Source organism: Herbaspirillum sp. alder98, from assembly GCF_020179755.1.
Taxonomy (GTDB): domain Bacteria; phylum Pseudomonadota; class Gammaproteobacteria; order Burkholderiales; family Burkholderiaceae_D; genus Herbaspirillum.
The window spans coordinates 18,071-36,520 of record NZ_JAIUCY010000007.1 but is presented as its reverse complement, the minus strand read 5'-3'; the positions used below and the strand labels follow the sequence as shown (position 1 = coordinate 36,520).

The window sequence follows — 18,450 nt, the reverse complement described above, 5'->3', positions numbered from 1 at the left end:
TCCCTGTGCCCACCCTCCGGTGGGCATTTTCCGATTTGCCGTCAGCCTTATCGGCGTAACGAGCCGAGGGTATTGAAAAGGACATTTCATGCAAAACAGTTTGTTGAAGCCCCGTATCATCGAAGTCGAAGCACTCGCCCCTGGCCACGCCAAGGTCGTCATGGAGCCGTTTGAGCGTGGCTATGGCCACACATTGGGTAACGCGCTGCGTCGCGTGCTGCTCTCGACCATGACCGGCTATGCTCCGACCGAAGTGACCATCGCCGGTGTCGTGCACGAGTATTCGTCGCTGGACGGCGTTCAGGAAGACGTGGTCGACATCCTGTTGAACCTGAAGGGCGTGGTCTTCAAGCTGCACAACCGCGACGAAGTCACCCTGACCCTGAAGAAGGAAGGCGAAGGCGTTGTGTTGGCGTCGGATATCGACCTGCCACACGATGTCGAGCTGATCAACCCCGATCACGTGATCGCCAATCTGACTGCCGGTGGCAAGCTGGATATGCAGATCAAGGTCGAGAAGGGCCGTGGCTACGTGCCGGGTAACGTGCGTCGCCTGTCCGAAGACACCAACAAGACCATCGGTCGCATCATCCTGGATGCATCGTTCTCGCCTGTGCGTCGTGTTTCCTATGCGGTCGAATCGGCTCGTGTGGAACAACGTACCGACCTGGACAAGCTGGTCATCAACATCGAGACCAACGGCGTCATCACCCCGGAAGAAGCGATCCGCCAATCGGCACGCGTGCTGGTTGACCAGCTCAACGTGTTCGCGGCACTGGAAGGCACCGAAGCGACTGCAGAAGCACCATCGCGCGCTCCGCAGGTCGATCCGATCCTGTTGCGTCCGGTCGACGACCTGGAATTGACCGTGCGTTCGGCAAACTGCCTGAAGGCCGAAAACATCTACTACATCGGCGACCTGATCCAGCGCAGCGAGAACGAACTGCTGAAGACCCCGAACCTGGGTCGCAAGTCGCTGAACGAAATCAAGGAAGTGCTGGCATCGCGCGGCCTGACCTTGGGCATGAAGCTCGAAAACTGGCCGCCAGCCGGCCTGGAAAAGTAAGATCGTTGTTGTCCGGAGCGACCGCCTGCGGCCGCTCCGGACCAGCAGGTTGCAGCACCCGTAGTAAAAAACGTCATCACCGGTCCGCGGTCAGCCCAACAGGCGCCGATAGAAGAACTGGATCAAAACTGTTATTTAAAAGGAAATTACCATGCGTCACCGTCACGGCCTTCGCAAGCTGAATCGTACTTCGTCCCACCGTCTGGCCATGTTGCGCAACATGACCGTTTCGCTGCTGCGTCACGAAGCCATCAAGACCACCCTGCCAAAGGCCAAGGAACTGCGCCGCGTCGTCGAGCCAATCCTGACCCTGGGCAAGACCGACACCCTGGCCAACAAGCGTCTGGCTTTCAGCCGTCTGCGCGATCGCGAAATCGTGTTGAAGCTGTTCGCTGAACTGGGCCCACGCTACGCTACCCGTAACGGCGGCTACCTGCGCATCCTGAAGATGGGTTTCCGTCAAGGCGACAACGCTCCGATGGCTTACATCGAGCTGCTGGACCGTCCTGAAGTCAGCGACGACGCAGAAGTCCCGACTGCAGAATAAGTGCGGTTGTCTCACGGAAAAGCCAGGCATTGCCTGGCTTTTTTGCATTCTGAAGCGTGTATTGCCTATAAGGCGCAACGCATCGAATGCGCGGATATGGTTGAATACCGCATGTGCCGCCACCTTGAGCCACCGACATGACCTCCTCGCCCCTGAACCAGCCGTTGCTGGTGCTGACCAACGTGCCCGAGGCCGAGCTGGCCGAGCGCCTGTCACGCCAGCTGGTCGAGCAGCAGCTGGCAGCCTGCGTCAATATCCTGCCGGCGGTGACCTCGATCTACCGATGGGCCGACAAGATAGAACAAGCCAGCGAGATCCCGTTATTGATCAAGACCACCCAGGCGCGCTATGGCGAGGTGGAACGGGCCATATTGGCGGCGCATCCCTATGACGTGCCGGAAATTATCATCGTCCCGGTCGCTGGCGGATTGCCGTCCTACCTGCAATGGATGCGCGACGAAACCGCTGCCCCATTACAGACCTGAAGATCACACCCAGAACAAGCGAACCGACCTGCATGAACAAGCTCTTGAAGTCCAATCCGTCGCCGTGGGCACTGTGGTGCTGCCTGTGGACATTAGTGATCTGCTGCTGGAGCGGCGCCGCCCAGGCCGACGAAGAGTACCTGCCGCCCGAGCAGGCATTTCAGCTCAGCGCGCACATGGTCGACGCCGGCACGGTCGAACTGAGTTACCGGATTGCCGACGGTTACTACATGTACCGGGACCGCTTTCATTTCACGGCCACTGGCGCGACGCTGGGCGAACCGCAGTTTCCTGCCGGTAAAACGAAGTACGACGAAAACTTCCAGAAAGAAGTCGAGACCTATCACGGCATAGTGCAGGCGCGCCTGGCGGTGCGTGACGCCGGTAGCGAATTCACCATCAATGCAGTGTCGCAAGGTTGTGCCGACAAGGGACTGTGCTATCCGCCGATGACATTGCTGGTGAAGCTGTCGCCGCAAGCCATCGGGGCGGTCACCCGCGGTGTCGGCAGTGACGGCGCAGCCCAGCCGCAGCAGGACGCCAGCGGTGATATTGCCGGAATCACCTCGGTGCTCAAGAGCGGCCGGCTGTGGAGCGTGCTGTCGTTGTTCTTCCTGCTGGGGCTGGGGCTGTCGTTTACCCCCTGCGTCTTGCCGATGCTGCCCATCCTGTCGTCGATCATCGTTGGCCAGCAAGGCGTGGCGGCTCAACGCGGCAAGGGCGCACGCAGCTTCCTGTTGTCGCTCGATTATTCACTCGGCATGGCGCTGGTCTATACCGCATTGGGTGTCGCTGCCGGCATGCTGGGTGAAGGCCTGTCAGCCTACCTACAGAATCCCTGGGTGCTGGGCGCTTTTGCCCTGGTGATGGCAGGGCTCGCGCTGTCGATGTTCGACTTTTATCAGTTGCAGGTGCCGGCGGCCCTGCAGTCGCGATTGACCAGTGCCTCGGGCGGCGGCAGCGGTACCTGGATCGGCGTGTTCGCGATGGGCGCGATCTCGGCCTTGATCGTCGGCCCTTGCGTGGCTGCGCCGCTGGCCGGTGCGCTGCTCTACATCAGCCAGAGCCGTGACGTCGTGCTGGGCGGGAGTGCCCTGTTTGCGATGGCGGTCGGCATGAGCGTGCCCTTGCTGCTCATCGGCGCCTCGGCCGGCGCACTGCTGCCGCGCGCCGGCGCCTGGATGGATAGTGTGAAGCGCTTCTTTGGTGTGTTGATGCTGGGCACCGCGCTATGGATGCTCACGCCGGTGATCGCCGACTGGCTTGCGATGCTGGGGTGGGCGGCGCTGGGTATCGGCTACGGCGCCTACCTGCTGTGGGGCGTCCGTGGCGCCTGGGTCTCGCGCGGGCTGGGCCTGGCGGTCGCCGCGCTTGGGTTGCTGCAACTGGTCGGGCTGGCGAGCGGCGGACGCGACCCGCTTGCGCCGCTGTCGCACCTGTCGGCGTCGTCCAGTGAGGCCGCCCATGCAGCATTTGTGCGGGTACGCTCGGTGGCCGAGCTCGATGCGGCGCTGGCCCAGAACGCGCGTGGCGAACGACGCGCCGTGATGCTCGACTTCTACGCCGACTGGTGTGTCTCGTGCAAGGAAATGGAGCGCTTCACGTTCAGCGATGCCCAGGTCCGCGCCCGCATGGATCGCATGCTGCTGCTGCAGATCGATGTCACCGCCAACAATGCCGACGACCGCGCCATGCTCAAGCGCTTCAACCTGTTCGGGCCGCCCGGGATCATGTTCTTCGATGCCGAAGGGCGCGAGCAGGCGGGCCGTCGGGTGATCGGCTACCAGGATGCGGCACGTTTCCTGCAGAGTTTGCCGCCCGGCTGAGAAATGCGCCGGAAATCATCTGCCGGGCGTCATTGCATAAGGTTATTTGGTTAAGCGTTAATAGTCGTTTGACAGGCACTGGCAGCACGTTATAGTCACGATTCGATTTTTCTTCAATCCTCACACTGGGAGACATTTATGACACTGCGACTGGGCGACACCGCGCCGGATTTCGAGCAAGAATCCTCGATCGGCAATCTCAAGTTTCACGAATGGGCAGGCGACTCCTGGGTCGTGCTGTTTTCCCACCCGGCCGATTTCACCCCCGTGTGTACCACCGAACTGGGGCTGACCGCCAAGCTCAAGCCCGAATTCGACAAGCGCAATGTCAAGGCCATCGCCTTGTCGGTGGATGCCGCCGAGCAGCACACCAAGTGGATCAAGGACATCGAAGAGACACAACAGACGGTGGTCGGTTTTCCGATCGTCGCCGACGTCGACAAGAAGGTCGCCGGCCTGTATGACATGATCCACCCGAACCAGTCCGAGACTGCCACCGTGCGCTCGCTGTTCGTGATCGATCCGAAGAAGAAGGTGCGCCTGATCATCACCTACCCGATGAGCACCGGTCGCAACTTCGACGAAGTGCTGCGCGTGCTGGATGCGCTGCAACTGACCGATGGCTATACCGTCGCCACGCCGGGTAACTGGAAAGACGGCGACGACGTGATCATTCCGTTGTCGGTCAAGGACGAAGAAGTCATCAAGCAGAAATACCCGAAGGGTTACAAGTCGCCGCGTCCGTACCTGCGCATCACGCCGCAGCCGAACAAATAAGCGACCACTCGCAGTATCTTCAAGGCGCTCCTCCGGGAGCGCTTTTTTATTGCCCCACCACTTCTGCAAAATCGGTGATGAACTGGCGCGCCAGGGGCGACAGCTGGGTGCCATGACGCGTCACCAGCTGGTACGGCTCGCTGCGGGTGTGCAACTGCAACGGCAGGATGCAGGTCATGCCGAAGCGGGTGCAGAACTGCGCCACGTCGATCGACAGCAAGGCCACGAAATGGGGATTTTTCTGCAGTAGCGAAAGCGTGGTGAAGGCCGAGGTGGTCTCCATCAGATGCAGCGGAAAGCGCAGGTCGGCATCGTGGAATTCACGCTCCAGCGACAGCCGCATCGGCATGTTGGCCGAGTAGACCACCCAGCGCGAATCGGCCAGGTCGGCCAGTTGCAGCTCTTGTGCATGCGCCAGCGGATGATTGACGCTGGCCACTACGGCCAGTTGTTCGTCGTGGATATTGAAGGCGTCGTAGAGATGCGGGCGCTGGCTGATGCTGGTGCGACAGATGGCCATGTCGAGCCGGCCCTGGTCCAGCAGGCGCAGCAACCGGGCGCTGGTGTCCTCGACGATCTGCACCGACAGCGTCGGCCGCTTCTCCAGCAACTGGGTCAATGCATCGGTGAGCAGCGGCACCGCGCCCATGATGGTCCCCACCGCCAGGCGACCGCCGTTACCTTGCATGATGGAAAGCATCTCTTCGCGCAGGTGCGTCAGGTCGGTCTGGATCAGGCGCGCATAGCGGATCACGCAATGGCCAAGATCGTTCGGCTCCAGGCCGCGGTTGGTGCGCACGAACAACTGCGCGCCCAGGGTGCTCTCGATCTCCTGCAGCGCCTTGCTGGCGCCGGGCTGGGTCAACGCCACCTGCTCGGCCGCCTTGAGCAGCGAGCCGTGGTCGGACAGCGCAATGAGCAGGCGCAATTGACGCAAGTGCAGGCGCGACGTGATCGACGCCAGCGAAGGGAGCGTGGCTTGCATGACTGGCTTTCGCGATAAAAGCCTAAGTATGACTGCTGGTTATACCCATATCAACAGCTCTCATTAGCCAACGGCCTTGCATTGGCATAGAGTCTGGCATTCAAAAGCAGGACACCAGAGGGAAGAGCGGACTCTGGCGGGTGCCGTAGCCGCCCCGCCAGAGCAACCGTCCCGGCAGACATCTATAAATCAAGGCTATGTGATGGCACTCATCAATTACATTACCCAAGTGCAGTTCGACTTTGGCGCGCTGGCACTGCTGCAGCAGGAATGCGACCGCATCGGCATCAAGCGGCCGCTGGTGGTCACCGACATGGGCATCCGCAACGCCGGCATCCTCGACCGTGTGCTGGGCCAGCTCAAGGACGGCAGCAGCGTCACGGTATTCGACCAGACCCCGCCCAACCCCAATGAAACCGCAGTGCGCGCCGCCGTGGCGATGTTCCGCGAAGCCGGCTGTGATGGCATCGTCGCCGTCGGCGGCGGCTCGTCGATCGACCTGGCCAAGGGCGTGGCCGTCTGCGGCACCCATGAAGGCCCGCTGAAATCATTTGCGCTGATCGAAGGCGGCTTGTCCAACATCACGGCCAAGACCGCCGCGGTGATCGCCATTCCCACCACCGCCGGCACCGGCAGTGAAGTCGGACGCGGCGCCATCCTGATCCTCGACGATGGCCGCAAGGTCGGGGTGCTGTCGCCCTACCTGGTGCCGCGCCTGGCCATCTGCGACCCCGAGCTGACGCTGGGCTTGCCGCCATTGATGACCGCCGCCACCGGCATGGACGCGATTGCCCATTGCCTGGAAACCTTCATGGCGCCGTCGTTCAACCCGCCAGCCGATGGCATTGCGCTGGACGGCCTGTGGCGTGCCTGGGCCCATATCGAGCGTGCCACCCGCGAGCCGGGCGACCGCGAAGCGCGGCTCAACATGATGAGCGCATCGATGCAGGGCGCGATGGCGTTCCAGAAGGGCCTGGGTTGCGTGCACAGCCTGTCGCATTCGCTGGGTGGCATCAACCCCAAGTTGCACCACGGCACCCTGAACGCTATCTTCCTGCCGGCCATCATCGAATTCAATGCGCCCGCCGAGACCGTGGTCAAGGACCAGAAACTGGCGCGTATCGCCCATGCGATGGGGCTCAAGGACGCCGCCGATATCGGGCCTGCGATCAAGGACATGAGCCGTCGGCTGGGGCTGCCGGCCGGCCTGGCCGAGCTCGGCGTGAGCACCGACATGTATCCCAAGATCATCCAGGGCGCACTGGCCGACCACAGCCACAAGACCAATCCGCGGGTCGCCTCGGAGCAGGACTACGAACGCATGCTGCAGCAATCCATGTGATGCCACACAATACGTCCAGCGCGGCTTGCTGCGCGGTCACATGAAACAGATCCAAAGGCCGTCTCCGCCCACGCGGACGCGGCCTCTTTGCCCGTGACCCGCAGCAGCGGGAAGCGAATGATGAACATAGCAGGGAGTACAACGTGAGCATTCAGATTCTGGGACACAACTATATCGGCGGACAACGTAGCGGCGAGGGCGATGTCCAGCTGCACAGCGTCGACGCCACCACCGGCGCGCTGTTCGAGACACCCTTCGTGACCGCGACCGAGAAAGAAGTAGCGGCAGCCGTGCACGCCGCAGAACAAGCCTATCCGGGCTACCGCGCCACCACGTCGGCCCAGCGCGCCGCCTTCCTGGAAGCCATTGCCGACGAGATCGACGCCCTGGGCGACGACTTCATCGCCGCCGTCTCGCGTGAAACCGCCTTGCCGGCCGGTCGCCTGACCGGTGAACGCAGCCGCACCAGCAACCAGATGCGCCTGTTTGCCAAGGTGGTGCGTCGCGGCGACTTCTACGGCGCCCGCATCGACAGCGCGCTGCCACAGCGCCAGCCGCTGCCGCGTCCGGATATCCGCCAGTACAAGATCGGCGTGGGGCCGGTGGCCGTATTCGGCGCCAGCAACTTCCCGCTGGCGTTCTCGGTGGCCGGTGGCGACACTGCCGCCGCGCTGGCCGCCGGCTGCCCGGTGGTGTTCAAGGCGCACACCGGTCACCTGGTGACGTCCGAACTGGTGGCCGATGCCATCGAGCGCGCGGTCACCAAGAGCGGCGTGCCGGCCGGCACCTTCAACATGATCTATGGCGATCGCGTGGGCGCGCAACTGGTCAAGAGCGCCGGTATCCAGGCAGTCGGCTTCACCGGTTCGCTGCGGGGCGGTCGCGCCTTGTGCGACATGGCGGCGGCGCGTCCGCAACCGATCCCGGTGTTTGCCGAGATGTCGAGCATCAACCCCATCATCCTGTTGCCCGAGGCGCTCAAGGTGCGTGGCGAAGCCATTGCCAAGGACCTGGCGGCGTCGGTGGTGGTGGGCTGCGGCCAGTTGTGCACCAATCCGGGTTTGCTGATGGGCGTGCGTTCGCCTGAGCTGAGCGCGTTCATCGAGAAGCTGTCGGCGGCCGTATCGGGCCAGTCGCCGGCCACCATGTTGAACAGCGGCGGCCTGTCGCACTACAACAGCGGCGTGGCGCGCCTGACGCAGTTGCCCGGCGTGAAGGTCATCGCCACCGGTGGCAGCAGTTATACCCAGGCCGTGCCGCACCTGTTCAAGGCCGACGCCGCACTGCTGTTCTCCAAGGAAGCGCCGCTGGAAGAAGAAGTCTTCGGCCCATCCACCGTGATCGTCGAGCTGGAAAGCCGCGAGCAACTGATCGACTTCGCCGCCAACATGCATGGCCAGCTGACCGCTACCCTGCAAGCCGAAATCGGCGATCTGCAGGGCCACCAGGACCTGATCGCGCTGCTCGAACAGAAGGCCGGTCGCCTGCTGCTCAACGGCTATCCGACCGGCGTCGAAGTGTGCGATGCGATGGTGCATGGCGGTCCCTATCCGTCCACTTCGGACGCACGCGGCACCTCGGTGGGCACGCTGGCCATCGAGCGTTTCCTGCGCCCGGTGTGCTACCAGAACTATCCGGATTCGATGCTGCCGGTGCCGCTGCAAAATGCCAACCCGCTGGGCCTGTTGCGCCTGGTAGACGGCGAACAGACGCGCGCGGCCATCGGCGCTTGAGATAAGCGCTCAAGTCCGGCCCCGGCTGCGCGCAGAGGTGCGTGCAGCCGGGTGCAGTCAGCAGTCAGAACACTATAAGAATTCAAACAGGCGGCGGCACATGCCGTCGCTATTTACACCCCCAGGAGGAGACCTTGTTGCATTCAACCATCAGGCGCGCAGCCATGTCGCTGGCCGTCTCTGCATCGCTGTGCGCGGCATTCGGCGCCATCACCCCGGCCCATGCGGCCGGCGACACCATCAAGATCGGCTTCATCACCGACATGTCCGGCACCTATGCTGACTTCGACGGCCAGGGCGGCGTCGAGGCGATCCGTATGGCCATCGCCGACGCCGGCGGCAGCATCAATGGCAAGAAGATCGAGCTGGTCTTTGCGGATCATCAGAACAAGGCCGATATCGCTGCCAACAAGGCGCGCGAGTGGTTCGATCGCGACGGCGTGGACATGCTGGTCGGTGGCGTCAACTCGGCCGCCAGCCTGGCCATGGGCAAGGTCGCAGGCGAAAAGAAGAAGGTCTTCATCTCGGTCGGCGCCGGCACCACGCGCCAGACCAACGAGGAATGCAACGCCTACACCATCCAGTACGCCTACGACACCACTGCGCTGGCGCGTGGTACCGGTGCAGCCATTACCAGGCAGGGCGGCAAGTCGTGGTACTTCCTGACCGCCGACTATGCCTTCGGCACCTCGCTGGAAAAAGATACCAGCGAAGTCGTGAAGTCGGCCGGCGGCACTGTCGTGGGTCAGACCCGGGTACCGTTGGCGACCTCGGACTTCTCGTCCTTCCTGTTGCAGGCGCAGTCCTCCAAGGCCCAGATCCTGGGCTTGGCGGTGGCGGGTGGTGATGTCATCAACGCCATCAAGGCGGCCAATGAGTTCGGCGTCAACAAGACCATGAAGCTGGCCGGCCTGCTGATCTTCATCAACGATACGCATGCGCTGGGCTTGCAGGTCACGCAGGGCATGTACCTCACCGACGGCTGGTATTGGGACCTCAACGACCAGTCGCGCGCCTGGGCCAATCGCTACTTCGGCAAGATGAAGAAGATGCCGTCGATGTTCCAGGCCGGTGATGCTTCGGCGGTGGGGCAGTACCTGAAGGCGGTCAAGGCGGTGGGCAGCACCGATGCCGACAAGATCATGGATTACCTGCGCAGCAACAAGATCAATGACTTCTTCACCAGCAGCGGCGTGGTACGTCCTGACGGGCGCATGGTGCACGACATGTACCTGATGGAAGTCAAGAAGCCATCCGAGTCCAAGCGCCCCTGGGATTACTACAAGCTGGTGCAGACCATTCCCGGTGATCAGGCCTACATGACCCGCGCAGAATCGAAGTGTTCGCTGTGGAAGTGATGTGAGACCACGCAGTTTTTGAGCAGCAAGTCCGATGTGGATCGGATCATGTTCAACGCATTTCGGGTGACCGGAGTGCGTTTTTTTTATGCAGTCGAGAGGCGGGCGATTTGTCACCCAACGCCGTCGTCCTGACGAAAGTCGGGACCCAGCGACTTTTGTCACGGTAGTCGATTCATGACAAAAGTCGCTGGGTCCCGGCCTGCGCCGGGACGACGAGGTTTTTTACTTCCGCGCCAGGCCGCCAGCGTATTGAGGTGTTGCTGGTCTTCGCCGACCTTGAGCAGATTCGGCGCCGGTGGTCATGGGCGGCGGGCGGTTCAGCCCTGGCGCAGCTTGCGCGCGATGTCCAGCGCGAAGTAGGTCAGCACGCCATCGGCGCCGGCGCGCTTAAACGCCATCATGGCTTCCATCATGGTCTTGTCGTGATCCAGCCAGCCGTTTTGCGCGGCCGCCTTGATCATCGCGTATTCGCCGCTGACCTGGTAGGCAAAGGTCGGCACCCGGAACTCATCCTTGACCCGGCGCACGATATCCAGGTAAGGCATGCCCGGCTTGACCATCACCATGTCGGCGCCTTCGGCCAGGTCCAGCGCGACTTCGCGCAATGCCTCGTCGCTGTTGGCCGGGTCCATCTGGTAGGTGGCCTTGCTGCCTTTGCCGAGGTTGGCGGCCGAACCCACCGCATCGCGGAACGGGCCGTAGAAGGCCGAGGCGTACTTGGCCGAGTAGGCCATGATGCGGGTGTGGATATGGCCGCGTGCTTCCAGCATCGAGCGGATGGCGGCGATGCGGCCGTCCATCATGTCCGACGGCGCCACCACATCCACGCCGGCATCGGCCTGGGTCTGTGCCTGGCCGATGAGCAGTTCGATGGTCTGGTCATTGAGAATGTAGCCATTCGCGTCCAGCACGCCGTCCTGGCCGTGGCTGGTGTAGGGGTCGAGCGCCACGTCGCACAGCACGCCGAGCTCCGGGAAGCGGTCTTTCAGGGCGCGTACCACGCGCGGCACCAGGCCGTCCGGGTTGGTGGCTTCGATGCCGTCCGGAGTCTTCAGCGAAGTGTCGATCACCGGGAACAGCGCCAGCACCGGGATGCCCAGCTTCACGCATTCCTCGGCCACCGGCAGCAACGCATCCAGCGACAGGCGTTCTACGCCGGGCAGCGAACCGACCGGTGTGCGCAGGTTCTGTCCTTCCTGGACGAACACCGGATAGATCAGGTCGGAAGAGGTAATGACGTTTTCCTGCATCAGGGCGCGTGAAAAAGCGTCGCGGCGCATGCGGCGCATGCGCAGGGCAGGGTAGGCGGCGTGGGCTTGGGAGCGGCTATCGGAAGCTGGCATGGGAATCTCTAACTACTATCTGTCGTCAACGGAAGGCAATTTCAAATAATTTCTATGAAATCGTCGCTAATTTACGGAAATTAGGGATCTGCGGTGAAATCCGAAACTTTCCTTTGGAGGGCCTATCTTACGTTTGAGCAATTCGTTGCTCCCCGCTTCCCCTTCCCTCCCTGAGCGGGGCCCCTCGTGCAATCGAGAGGCGTTGAACCCTGGAGATTGTTCCCCTTTCTCCAGGGTTTTTTTTCGTCCCGACGCTGCGAACCGGGCGTTCGCAAGGGCGCCAGGCCGATACTAATTACTCGGGCCGGTCGCCGCCTTGTGCTACATCAGGCTCGGCGGCTTCATCTTGATCGTCCTGGCCTTCAGCGCCGCCTGCTTCGGCTTCTTCGCCATTGAGCCCCGCCAGTTCCAGGATGCGGTCATTGGCTTCGTCCAGTCCCACCCGCTTGAGCGACGAGAACAACTGCGCCGTGAACGGAAACGGATTGCCGTCGGCGTCGACGTAGCTGGCCAGGTAGGTCCGGGCCTGCGCCAGTGCCTTGGTGGCGTCGTTGCGATTGAGCTTGTCGGACTTGGACAACAGGCAATGGATGGGTTTGCCGGTGGGGGCGAACCATTCGATCATCTGGATATCGAGTTCGGTGAAGGGCCGGCGCGAATCGACGATCAGCACCAGCGCTGCCAGTTGTTCGCGATGTCGCACATAGTCGCCCAGCAGCGCCTGCCAGTGATGCTTGGCCGAGCCCGATACCTCGGCATAGCCGTAACCGGGCAAGTCGACCAGCAGCGCGCGGATTTCGTCCGGGCGCGCGACGTCGTTGCGGTGCTGCCCGACATGGGCGCCGCCGATCGAGAAATAGTTGATGTGCTGGGTGCGACCGGGCGTCTTGGAGGCAAATGCCAGGCGCTTCTGGTTGCACAGCACGTTGATGGCGGTGGACTTGCCCGCATTCGAACGTCCGGCAAAAGCGACCTCCGGAATGTCAGTCTTGGGCAGGTCCCGCAGATGATTGATGGTGTTGAAAAAGCGGGCTTGCCAAAGTTGCGACATGGTGGGGAGGGAAATTGAAAGAGGGGAAAAACGCGGAAAACCTATTGTACAATGGGCCGCTACCTCTTGCTGTGTTGCGCCGGGTTAACAAAAAATGGCGGCCATTGGAGACAGGTCAAATGACCAGCAAAAGGTATGGGGGCAGCCAGCCGCCAAACGGGCAAAATCTTCCAATTCACAATAAGTATTAGGGTGACGAATGAACCGTGCCTTTTCCCCATTGTTGCAAACCTTGTTTGTTGCATTGCTGGCAGTAACATCCCTGGCACATGCAGCCGACGTCAAAACTCCACCTGCCAAGGCCGATCCGGCCAAGGGCGAGGCGCTATACACCAACGGCGACAACAATCGCAACATCGTTGCCTGTGTGTCATGCCATGGTGCCGCTGGCAACTCGACCATCACGCAAAACCCCAGGCTGGCCGGGCAGCATGAAGCCTATATCGCCAAGCAGCTGACCAATTTCCGAACGCCGGAACGCAACAATGCGGTGATGTCGCCGATGGCCAAGGCCTTGTCCGACGAGGACATCAAGAACCTTGCCGCCTATCTGGTGACGCAGGCGCCCAAGCCGGGCGCGGCCAAGAACAAGGACACCATCGACCTCGGCAAGCAGATCTTCCGCGGCGGCATTGCGTCCAAGAACGTGCCGGCCTGCGCGGGTTGCCATAGTCCCAACGGCGCCGGCATCCCAGCGCAGTATCCACGCCTGGCGGGCCAGCACCAGGATTACTCGGTGGCTCAGCTGACCGCTTTCCGGGGCGGCACGCGCAGTAACAGCGCGCAGATGACCACCATCGCCGAACGCCTGTCGGACAAGGAAATCAAGGCCGTCGCCGACTACATCGCCGGCTTGCGCTGATCTCGCGCGGGCGAGCGCTAAAGCGAGGCGGCGCCATGCCGCCTCTTTTTTTGCCGGCGCCGGTTGCCGGCGCGGCGGACCACGTCTCAAGAGGTGCCACGACGCACTTTTGCCTGGAGCGGTAAAATTGCGGGTTTATCACGCTTAGGTCCCGCGACCGGCAACCGAATTGACAGCGGATCCGCGCGCCGGATCCGGTAAGGCAGAAATATGACCACGGGCAGTACCGAAGGAATCTTGATCAAGACCCGCCAGCGTTGGCTGGGCGAAGCCGTCGAACTGGTGTCGTCGATGCGCTTTGCGATCAGCCTGCTGACCCTGATTGCCATCGCCTCGGTGATCGGCACCGTCATGAAGCAGAACGAGCCGATGCCCAACTACGTCAACCAGTTCGGTCCGTTCTGGTTCGAGGTGTTCAACAAGGCCGGGTTGTATGCGGTGTACTCGGCGTGGTGGTTCCTGTTGATCATGGGCTTCCTGGTGTTGTCGACGTCGTTGTGCATCGCCCGCAATGCGCCCAAGATGCTGCGCGACATGCGCAGCTGGCGCGACAACGTGCGCGAGCAGTCATTGCGCAACTTCCACCACCGGATGGACTGGAACCTGGTCGAAGGCGTCCAGGCCAGCGCGGCCCGACTGGCGGCCCAGGTGCGTGGGCGTGGCTACAAGGTCAAGTTGGCCGACAAGGACGGCGCGGTCCTGATCGCGGCCAAGCAGGGCGCTGCCAACAAGCTGGGCTATATCTTCGCGCATGCGGCCATCGTCATCATCTGCCTCGGCGGCTTGCTCGATTCCGACCTGCCGATCCGTTTCCAGCAGTGGTTCTATGGCAAGGCGGCATTCAATGGCAACGGCATCATCTCGCAGATTCCGGAGCGGTATCGCCTGGGCCTGGGCAACCCCACGTTTCGCGGCAATACGCTCATTCCCGAGGGCGCCAGCAGCAGCACCGCGATCATCCCGCAGAAGGATGGCGTGATGATCCAGGACCTGCCGTTCACCATCCAGCTCAAGCGTTTCATCATCGAGTTCTACTCGACCGGCATGCCCAAGCTGTTTGCCAGTGAAGTGGTGGTGCGCGATCACGAGACCGGGCGCGAAACGGCGGCCACCATCAAGGTCAACGAGCCGCTGATCTATAACGGCATCGCACTCTACCAGTCCAGTTTCGAAGACGGCGGCAGCAAGCTCAAGCTGAACGGTTACGCCATGCGCGGCGGCGCCAATACCCGTTTCGAGCTGGCCGGCGAGGTCAACGGCAGCACGCCGCTGGCGCAGGTGCCGGGCGGCTATACGGTGGAATGGAGCGGCTTTCGCCCATTCAACGTCGAGAACATGAACAACGGCGGCGGCACCACCAGTGGCGACGCCCGTGCCGTCAATGTGGGCAAGAGCGTCAACCGCGGCTTCATGGAGGGACTCGACAAGCACCTGGGATCGAGTGCCAAGAACGCCAACAGCAAGGACTTCAAGAACGTCGGACCGACCGTGCAGTACAAGCTGCGCGACCAGACCGGGCAGGCGCGCGAATACCTGAACTACATGCAGTCGATGCAGATCGACGGCGCCTATGTGTTCCTGGCGGGCATGCGCGAGCAACCCGACCAGCCGTTCCGCTACCTGCGCATCCCGGCCGACGAAAACGACAGCATGGTCGAATGGATGCGACTGCGGGCGGCATTGGCCAACCCGCAACTGCGTCAGGAAGCGGCGCGTCGCTATGCCCAGCACGCCATCTCAAGTGGGCGCGATACTCCGGCTGCACTGCGCGAGCAACTGCAGCAGTCGGCGCAACGGGGCCTGGATATCTTTGCCGGCGACGGCAGCCAGTCCGGTTTCATTGCAGTGACCCGCTTCCTCGAGAAACTGCCGGCTGCCGAGCAGGAAAAGGCCGCCGACATCTTCATGAAGATTCTTAACGGCAGCATGTGGGAACTGTGGCAGGCGGCACGCGCCAAGGACGGCCAGGCGGCGGTCGCCAGCGACGAGGCCAATGGCCGTTTCCTGCAACTGTCGATCAATGCGTTGGCCGATGCCGGCTTCTACCCGGCGCCGGTCTTGCTGCAACTGACCGGTTTCGAAGAGATCAAGGCATCGGTGTTGCAGGTCACCCGCTCGCCCGGCAAGAAGGTGGTCTACTTCGGTTGCCTGTTGCTGGTACTGGGGGTGTTCGCGATGCTTTATATTCGCGAGCGTCGCCTGTGGATCTGGATCAAGCCGGGCGCGGATGGCCAGGGCAGCCAGGCATTGATGGCCATGAGCACGCAGCGTCGCACGCTCGACTTTGATCGCGAATTCGAGCAGATGAAGGCGCGGCTGGCGCCAGCGCCAGCCTCACCCGGTAACTGAATGGCAAAACCGGCGACGCAGCGCATACCAAGCCGGTAGCAGACATGACGGAGACCGTGCCGCCGACGGATGGCGGTAATTTTCCTGCACTCGATCAACGATGGCAGGAGCGGATGGAGGATGGCGCCCCAGGCGGCCGACTGCATTCATATGGAGAACGGAATGGAAATCACGGAAGCAACCCAAGGTTATACCCAGGAGCCAAGCTTCTTTCGCCGGTTGAGCATCGTGGACTGGATCTACGCTGCCGCCCTGGTCGCAGGGTCGCTCTATGCACTGACCCGCTTTGGCGACTATATGGATTATTACGAGAAGGCCGTGCTGTTGCTGGCGGCCCCGACCTTCGCCTGGCTCGGCTGGCACTGGAAACCGGTGCGGGCGCTGATCGCCTTGCTGGCGGTGCTGTCGCTGGGTGCCATCTCGATGTACGGTGGCGCGCTCGACATGGCAGAGAAGAAATTCTTCCTCAAGTACCTGCTGTCGAGCCAGTCGGCGATTCTGTGGATGAGCGCCTTGTTCCTGCTGTCGACCCTGTTCTACTGGGGCGGGCTGGCCACGCGCGCGGGCACCGGCACGGCAATCGGCTCCAAGCTGTGCTGGGCGGCGGTGGTGCTGGGCTTCACCGGCATGATGGTGCGCTGGTACGAGTCGTACCTGATCGGCCCCGATGTCGGCCATATCCCCATCTCGAACCTGTATGAAGTGTTCATCCTGTTCTGCATGATCACGGCGCTGTTCTATCTCTATTACGAACAGCATTACGCCACGCGCCAGCTGGGCGCCTTCGTGCTGACGGTCATTTCGGCGGCGGTCGGTTTCCTGATGTGGTACACGGTCTCGCGCGATGCGGCCGAGATCCAGCCGCTGGTGCCGGCATTGCAAAGCTGGTGGATGAAGATCCACGTGCCGGCCAACTTCATCGGCTACGGCACGTTTGCGCTGGCGGCGATGGTCGCGGTGGCCTACCTGCTGAAGTCGCGCGGCATCCTGGCCGATCGCCTGCCGTCGCTGGAAGTGCTCGACGATGTGATGTACAAGGCGATTGCAGTCGGATTCGCGTTCTTCACCATCGCCACCATCCTCGGCGCCCTGTGGGCCGCCGAAGCCTGGGGCGGATACTGGTCGTGGGACCCGAAGGAAACCTGGGCCCTGATCGTCTGGCTCAATTACGCCGCCTGGCTGCACATGCGCCTGATGAAGGGTTTGCGCGGACAGGTCGCGGCCTGGTGGGCGCTGGTCGGCCTGCTGGTGACTACCTTTGCGTTCCTCGGCGTGAACATGTTCCTCTCTGGCCTGCACTCGTACGGCGAACTCTAAAGGAGACGCAATGAACCCGGACAACGCCATTGACCTGGTCATCTTCGACTGCGACGGCACCCTGGTCGACAGCGAGGTGGTCGCCGCCGAAGCGTGGTCCGAGTATGTCGCCCGTTATGGCGTCGACCTGACGGCACGCGAGGCGCTGCAGCGTTTTCGCGGCGTCAGCATGACGCTGTGCCGCGCGCACATCGAAGCCTTGCACGGTGCGCCGCTGCCGGCCAGTTTCGAGCAGGAACTGCGCGCGCTCATGGGCACCATGCTGGAGGCGCGGCTGCAACCGATCGCCGGCGCCCTCGAGATGGTGCAGGCGCTGGCCATCCCGTATGCGCTGGCCTCCAATGCGCCGCATCACAAGATCGAGCTTTGCCTGCGCGTGACGGGCCTGCTGCCTTATTTTGCCGGGCGCATCTTCAGCGCCTACGACGTCCAGCGCTGGAAGCCGGACCCCGCGCTCTTCCTGTTCGCTGCGCAAAGCCTGGGGGTGGCGCCGGCGCGTTGCGCGGTGGTCGAAGACAGCCTGCCGGGCGTGCAGGCGGGCCTGGCAGCCGGCATGAAGGTGATCGCGCTGCAAGAGCATGGGGTGCATCCCGAGTTGCCCGAGGGCGTGGCGGTCATCGAACGGCTGGCCGATCTGCATCCGCACCTGGGCGCCTGAACCACGATTGTTGAGCACGCGGATTTTTGGGTAAGATGATGCACATCGGCGGTGCTCTTCTCAGCGCCCCATGTCCAGCATGAACCAGCATATAGACCGCGACCGCCAAATCATTTACTGCGACAGCCACATCGAAGTGCGACCGCTGGGTTTGCGCGAGGCGCCGGCCCTGTACCACGCGGTGCATCAATCGGCTGCGGCCATCAGCCAATGGGAAGCCTGGTGTTCGCTCGACTATTCGCCGGCCGACGCCAAGCTGTTCCTGCAGCGCAGTATCGAGCAATGGGGCATGCGCGTGGCCTACGATTTCAATGTCATCGCGCGCGCCTCGCGAGAGGTCATCGGCTCGGTCGCCATCAACCAGATCAGTCATCTCAATCAAACGGCCAATCTTGGCTACTGGGTCCGCGACGGCTATACCGGTCGCGGCATCGCGGTGCTGGCGGCACGGGCTGCGGCCAGCTTTGCCTTCACCCGGGTGGGCCTGACCCGGCTGGAAATCGTCGCCCAGGCCGGCAACCTGCGCAGCCAGCGGGTGGCGGAAAAAACCGGCGCCACGCTCGAATGCCTGGCCCGCAACCGGCTCATCTTTCATGGCGAACCACGCGATGCAAAGGTGTTCTCGCTGGTGCCGGCCGATCTTGATCAGCGTCCCCTCGCCTGAAATACATCCCGCATGCCGCATCCAACGCTCGTTGGATGTTGTGTTTTGGCATCATTTTTTATCGAAAAAGGCTGGTGAACGTGT

The 18,450-nt window shown here is 62.4% G+C and carries 16 protein-coding genes; 13 read left to right on the top strand and 3 right to left on the bottom strand.

Features of this window, described 5'->3' with window-relative positions; all coding sequences use genetic code 11:
* Positions 1–88: 88 nt before the first annotated feature.
* From LBW87_RS16415 to LBW87_RS16395, 5 genes are all read left to right on the top strand, one after another.
* Positions 89–1,066, top strand: coding sequence for a DNA-directed RNA polymerase subunit alpha (locus tag LBW87_RS16415; RefSeq protein ID WP_008113130.1), 978 nt, complete (start codon positions 89–91; stop codon positions 1,064–1,066).
* A 151-nt stretch (positions 1,067–1,217) separates the two neighbouring features.
* Complete coding sequence (rplQ, locus tag LBW87_RS16410; RefSeq protein ID WP_008113128.1) at positions 1,218–1,613, top strand: 50S ribosomal protein L17; 396 nt, start codon at positions 1,218–1,220, stop codon at positions 1,611–1,613.
* Positions 1,614–1,750: 137 nt separating this feature from the next.
* Positions 1,751–2,098, top strand: coding sequence for a divalent-cation tolerance protein CutA (cutA, locus tag LBW87_RS16405; protein ID WP_225202576.1), 348 nt, complete (start codon positions 1,751–1,753; stop codon positions 2,096–2,098).
* A 32-nt stretch (positions 2,099–2,130) separates the two neighbouring features.
* A complete protein-coding gene (dsbD, locus tag LBW87_RS16400) occupies positions 2,131–3,924 on the top strand; it encodes a protein-disulfide reductase DsbD (protein ID WP_225202575.1) in 1,794 nt (597 codons plus the stop codon).
* 138 nt (positions 3,925–4,062) lie between these two features.
* Positions 4,063–4,701 carry a peroxiredoxin gene (locus LBW87_RS16395; protein ID WP_008113123.1) on the top strand — a complete coding sequence of 213 codons (639 nt, stop codon included), beginning with the start codon at positions 4,063–4,065 and terminating at the stop codon, positions 4,699–4,701.
* Between the two features lie 46 nt (positions 4,702–4,747).
* On the opposite strand, the gene LBW87_RS16390 is transcribed toward LBW87_RS16395, so the two are convergent.
* Positions 4,748–5,686, bottom strand: a complete 939-nt coding sequence (locus tag LBW87_RS16390) for a LysR family transcriptional regulator (protein WP_225202574.1) — start codon at positions 5,684–5,686, stop codon at positions 4,748–4,750.
* A 202-nt stretch (positions 5,687–5,888) separates the two neighbouring features.
* Here LBW87_RS16390 and LBW87_RS16385 point away from each other — a divergent pair, with 202 nt between their 5' ends.
* From LBW87_RS16385 to LBW87_RS16375, 3 genes are all read left to right on the top strand, one after another.
* Positions 5,889–7,028 (top strand): iron-containing alcohol dehydrogenase, encoded by a 1,140-nt coding sequence (locus LBW87_RS16385; protein WP_225202573.1) that lies wholly within the window; start codon positions 5,889–5,891, stop codon positions 7,026–7,028.
* 143 nt (positions 7,029–7,171) lie between these two features.
* A complete protein-coding gene (locus LBW87_RS16380; RefSeq protein WP_225202572.1) occupies positions 7,172–8,761 on the top strand; it encodes an aldehyde dehydrogenase (NADP(+)) in 1,590 nt (529 codons plus the stop codon).
* 137 nt (positions 8,762–8,898) lie between these two features.
* The gene (locus tag LBW87_RS16375; protein ID WP_225202717.1) at positions 8,899–10,119 is read left to right on the top strand and encodes an ABC transporter substrate-binding protein; all 1,221 of its coding nucleotides are present in this window, start codon (positions 8,899–8,901) and stop codon (positions 10,117–10,119) included.
* A gap of 320 nt (positions 10,120–10,439) precedes the next feature.
* Here LBW87_RS16375 and hemB read toward each other — a convergent pair whose 3' ends face one another.
* The gene (gene hemB / locus LBW87_RS16370; RefSeq protein ID WP_225202571.1) at positions 10,440–11,465 is read right to left on the bottom strand and encodes a porphobilinogen synthase; all 1,026 of its coding nucleotides are present in this window, start codon (positions 11,463–11,465) and stop codon (positions 10,440–10,442) included.
* 295 nt (positions 11,466–11,760) lie between these two features.
* Positions 11,761–12,516, bottom strand: a complete 756-nt coding sequence (yihA, locus tag LBW87_RS16365) for a ribosome biogenesis GTP-binding protein YihA/YsxC (protein ID WP_225202570.1) — start codon at positions 12,514–12,516, stop codon at positions 11,761–11,763.
* Between the two features lie 199 nt (positions 12,517–12,715).
* Here yihA and LBW87_RS16360 point away from each other — a divergent pair, with 199 nt between their 5' ends.
* From LBW87_RS16360 to LBW87_RS16340, 5 genes are all read left to right on the top strand, one after another.
* Positions 12,716–13,378 (top strand): c-type cytochrome, encoded by a 663-nt coding sequence (locus tag LBW87_RS16360; protein ID WP_225202569.1) that lies wholly within the window; start codon positions 12,716–12,718, stop codon positions 13,376–13,378.
* Between the two features lie 210 nt (positions 13,379–13,588).
* Entirely contained in the window at positions 13,589–15,727 is a 2,139-nt protein-coding gene (locus tag LBW87_RS16355; RefSeq protein WP_225202568.1) for a cytochrome c biogenesis protein ResB, read from the top strand.
* Between the two features lie 162 nt (positions 15,728–15,889).
* Positions 15,890–17,044 (top strand): c-type cytochrome biogenesis protein CcsB, encoded by a 1,155-nt coding sequence (gene ccsB / locus LBW87_RS16350; RefSeq protein ID WP_225202567.1) that lies wholly within the window; start codon positions 15,890–15,892, stop codon positions 17,042–17,044.
* 10 nt (positions 17,045–17,054) lie between these two features.
* Positions 17,055–17,702 carry an HAD family hydrolase gene (locus LBW87_RS16345; protein WP_225202566.1) on the top strand — a complete coding sequence of 216 codons (648 nt, stop codon included), beginning with the start codon at positions 17,055–17,057 and terminating at the stop codon, positions 17,700–17,702.
* A 79-nt stretch (positions 17,703–17,781) separates the two neighbouring features.
* Positions 17,782–18,366, top strand: coding sequence for a GNAT family N-acetyltransferase (locus LBW87_RS16340; RefSeq protein WP_225202565.1), 585 nt, complete (start codon positions 17,782–17,784; stop codon positions 18,364–18,366).
* Positions 18,367–18,450 lie beyond the last annotated feature (84 nt).

Coding starts and splice junctions, on each gene's coding strand:
- LBW87_RS16415 (WP_008113130.1), top strand. CDS start 89: ATGCAAAACAGTTTGTTGAAGCCCCGTATCATCGAAGTCGAAGCACTC.
- rplQ (WP_008113128.1), top strand. CDS start 1,218: ATGCGTCACCGTCACGGCCTTCGCAAGCTGAATCGTACTTCGTCCCAC.
- cutA (WP_225202576.1), top strand. CDS start 1,751: ATGACCTCCTCGCCCCTGAACCAGCCGTTGCTGGTGCTGACCAACGTG.
- dsbD (WP_225202575.1), top strand. CDS start 2,131: ATGAACAAGCTCTTGAAGTCCAATCCGTCGCCGTGGGCACTGTGGTGC.
- LBW87_RS16395 (WP_008113123.1), top strand. CDS start 4,063: ATGACACTGCGACTGGGCGACACCGCGCCGGATTTCGAGCAAGAATCC.
- LBW87_RS16390 (WP_225202574.1), bottom strand. CDS start 5,686: ATGCAAGCCACGCTCCCTTCGCTGGCGTCGATCACGTCGCGCCTGCAC.
- LBW87_RS16385 (WP_225202573.1), top strand. CDS start 5,889: ATGGCACTCATCAATTACATTACCCAAGTGCAGTTCGACTTTGGCGCG.
- hemB (WP_225202571.1), bottom strand. CDS start 11,465: ATGCCAGCTTCCGATAGCCGCTCCCAAGCCCACGCCGCCTACCCTGCC.
- yihA (WP_225202570.1), bottom strand. CDS start 12,516: ATGTCGCAACTTTGGCAAGCCCGCTTTTTCAACACCATCAATCATCTG.
- LBW87_RS16360 (WP_225202569.1), top strand. CDS start 12,716: ATGAACCGTGCCTTTTCCCCATTGTTGCAAACCTTGTTTGTTGCATTG.
- LBW87_RS16355 (WP_225202568.1), top strand. CDS start 13,589: ATGACCACGGGCAGTACCGAAGGAATCTTGATCAAGACCCGCCAGCGT.
- ccsB (WP_225202567.1), top strand. CDS start 15,890: ATGGAAATCACGGAAGCAACCCAAGGTTATACCCAGGAGCCAAGCTTC.
- LBW87_RS16345 (WP_225202566.1), top strand. CDS start 17,055: ATGAACCCGGACAACGCCATTGACCTGGTCATCTTCGACTGCGACGGC.
- LBW87_RS16340 (WP_225202565.1), top strand. CDS start 17,782: ATGAACCAGCATATAGACCGCGACCGCCAAATCATTTACTGCGACAGC.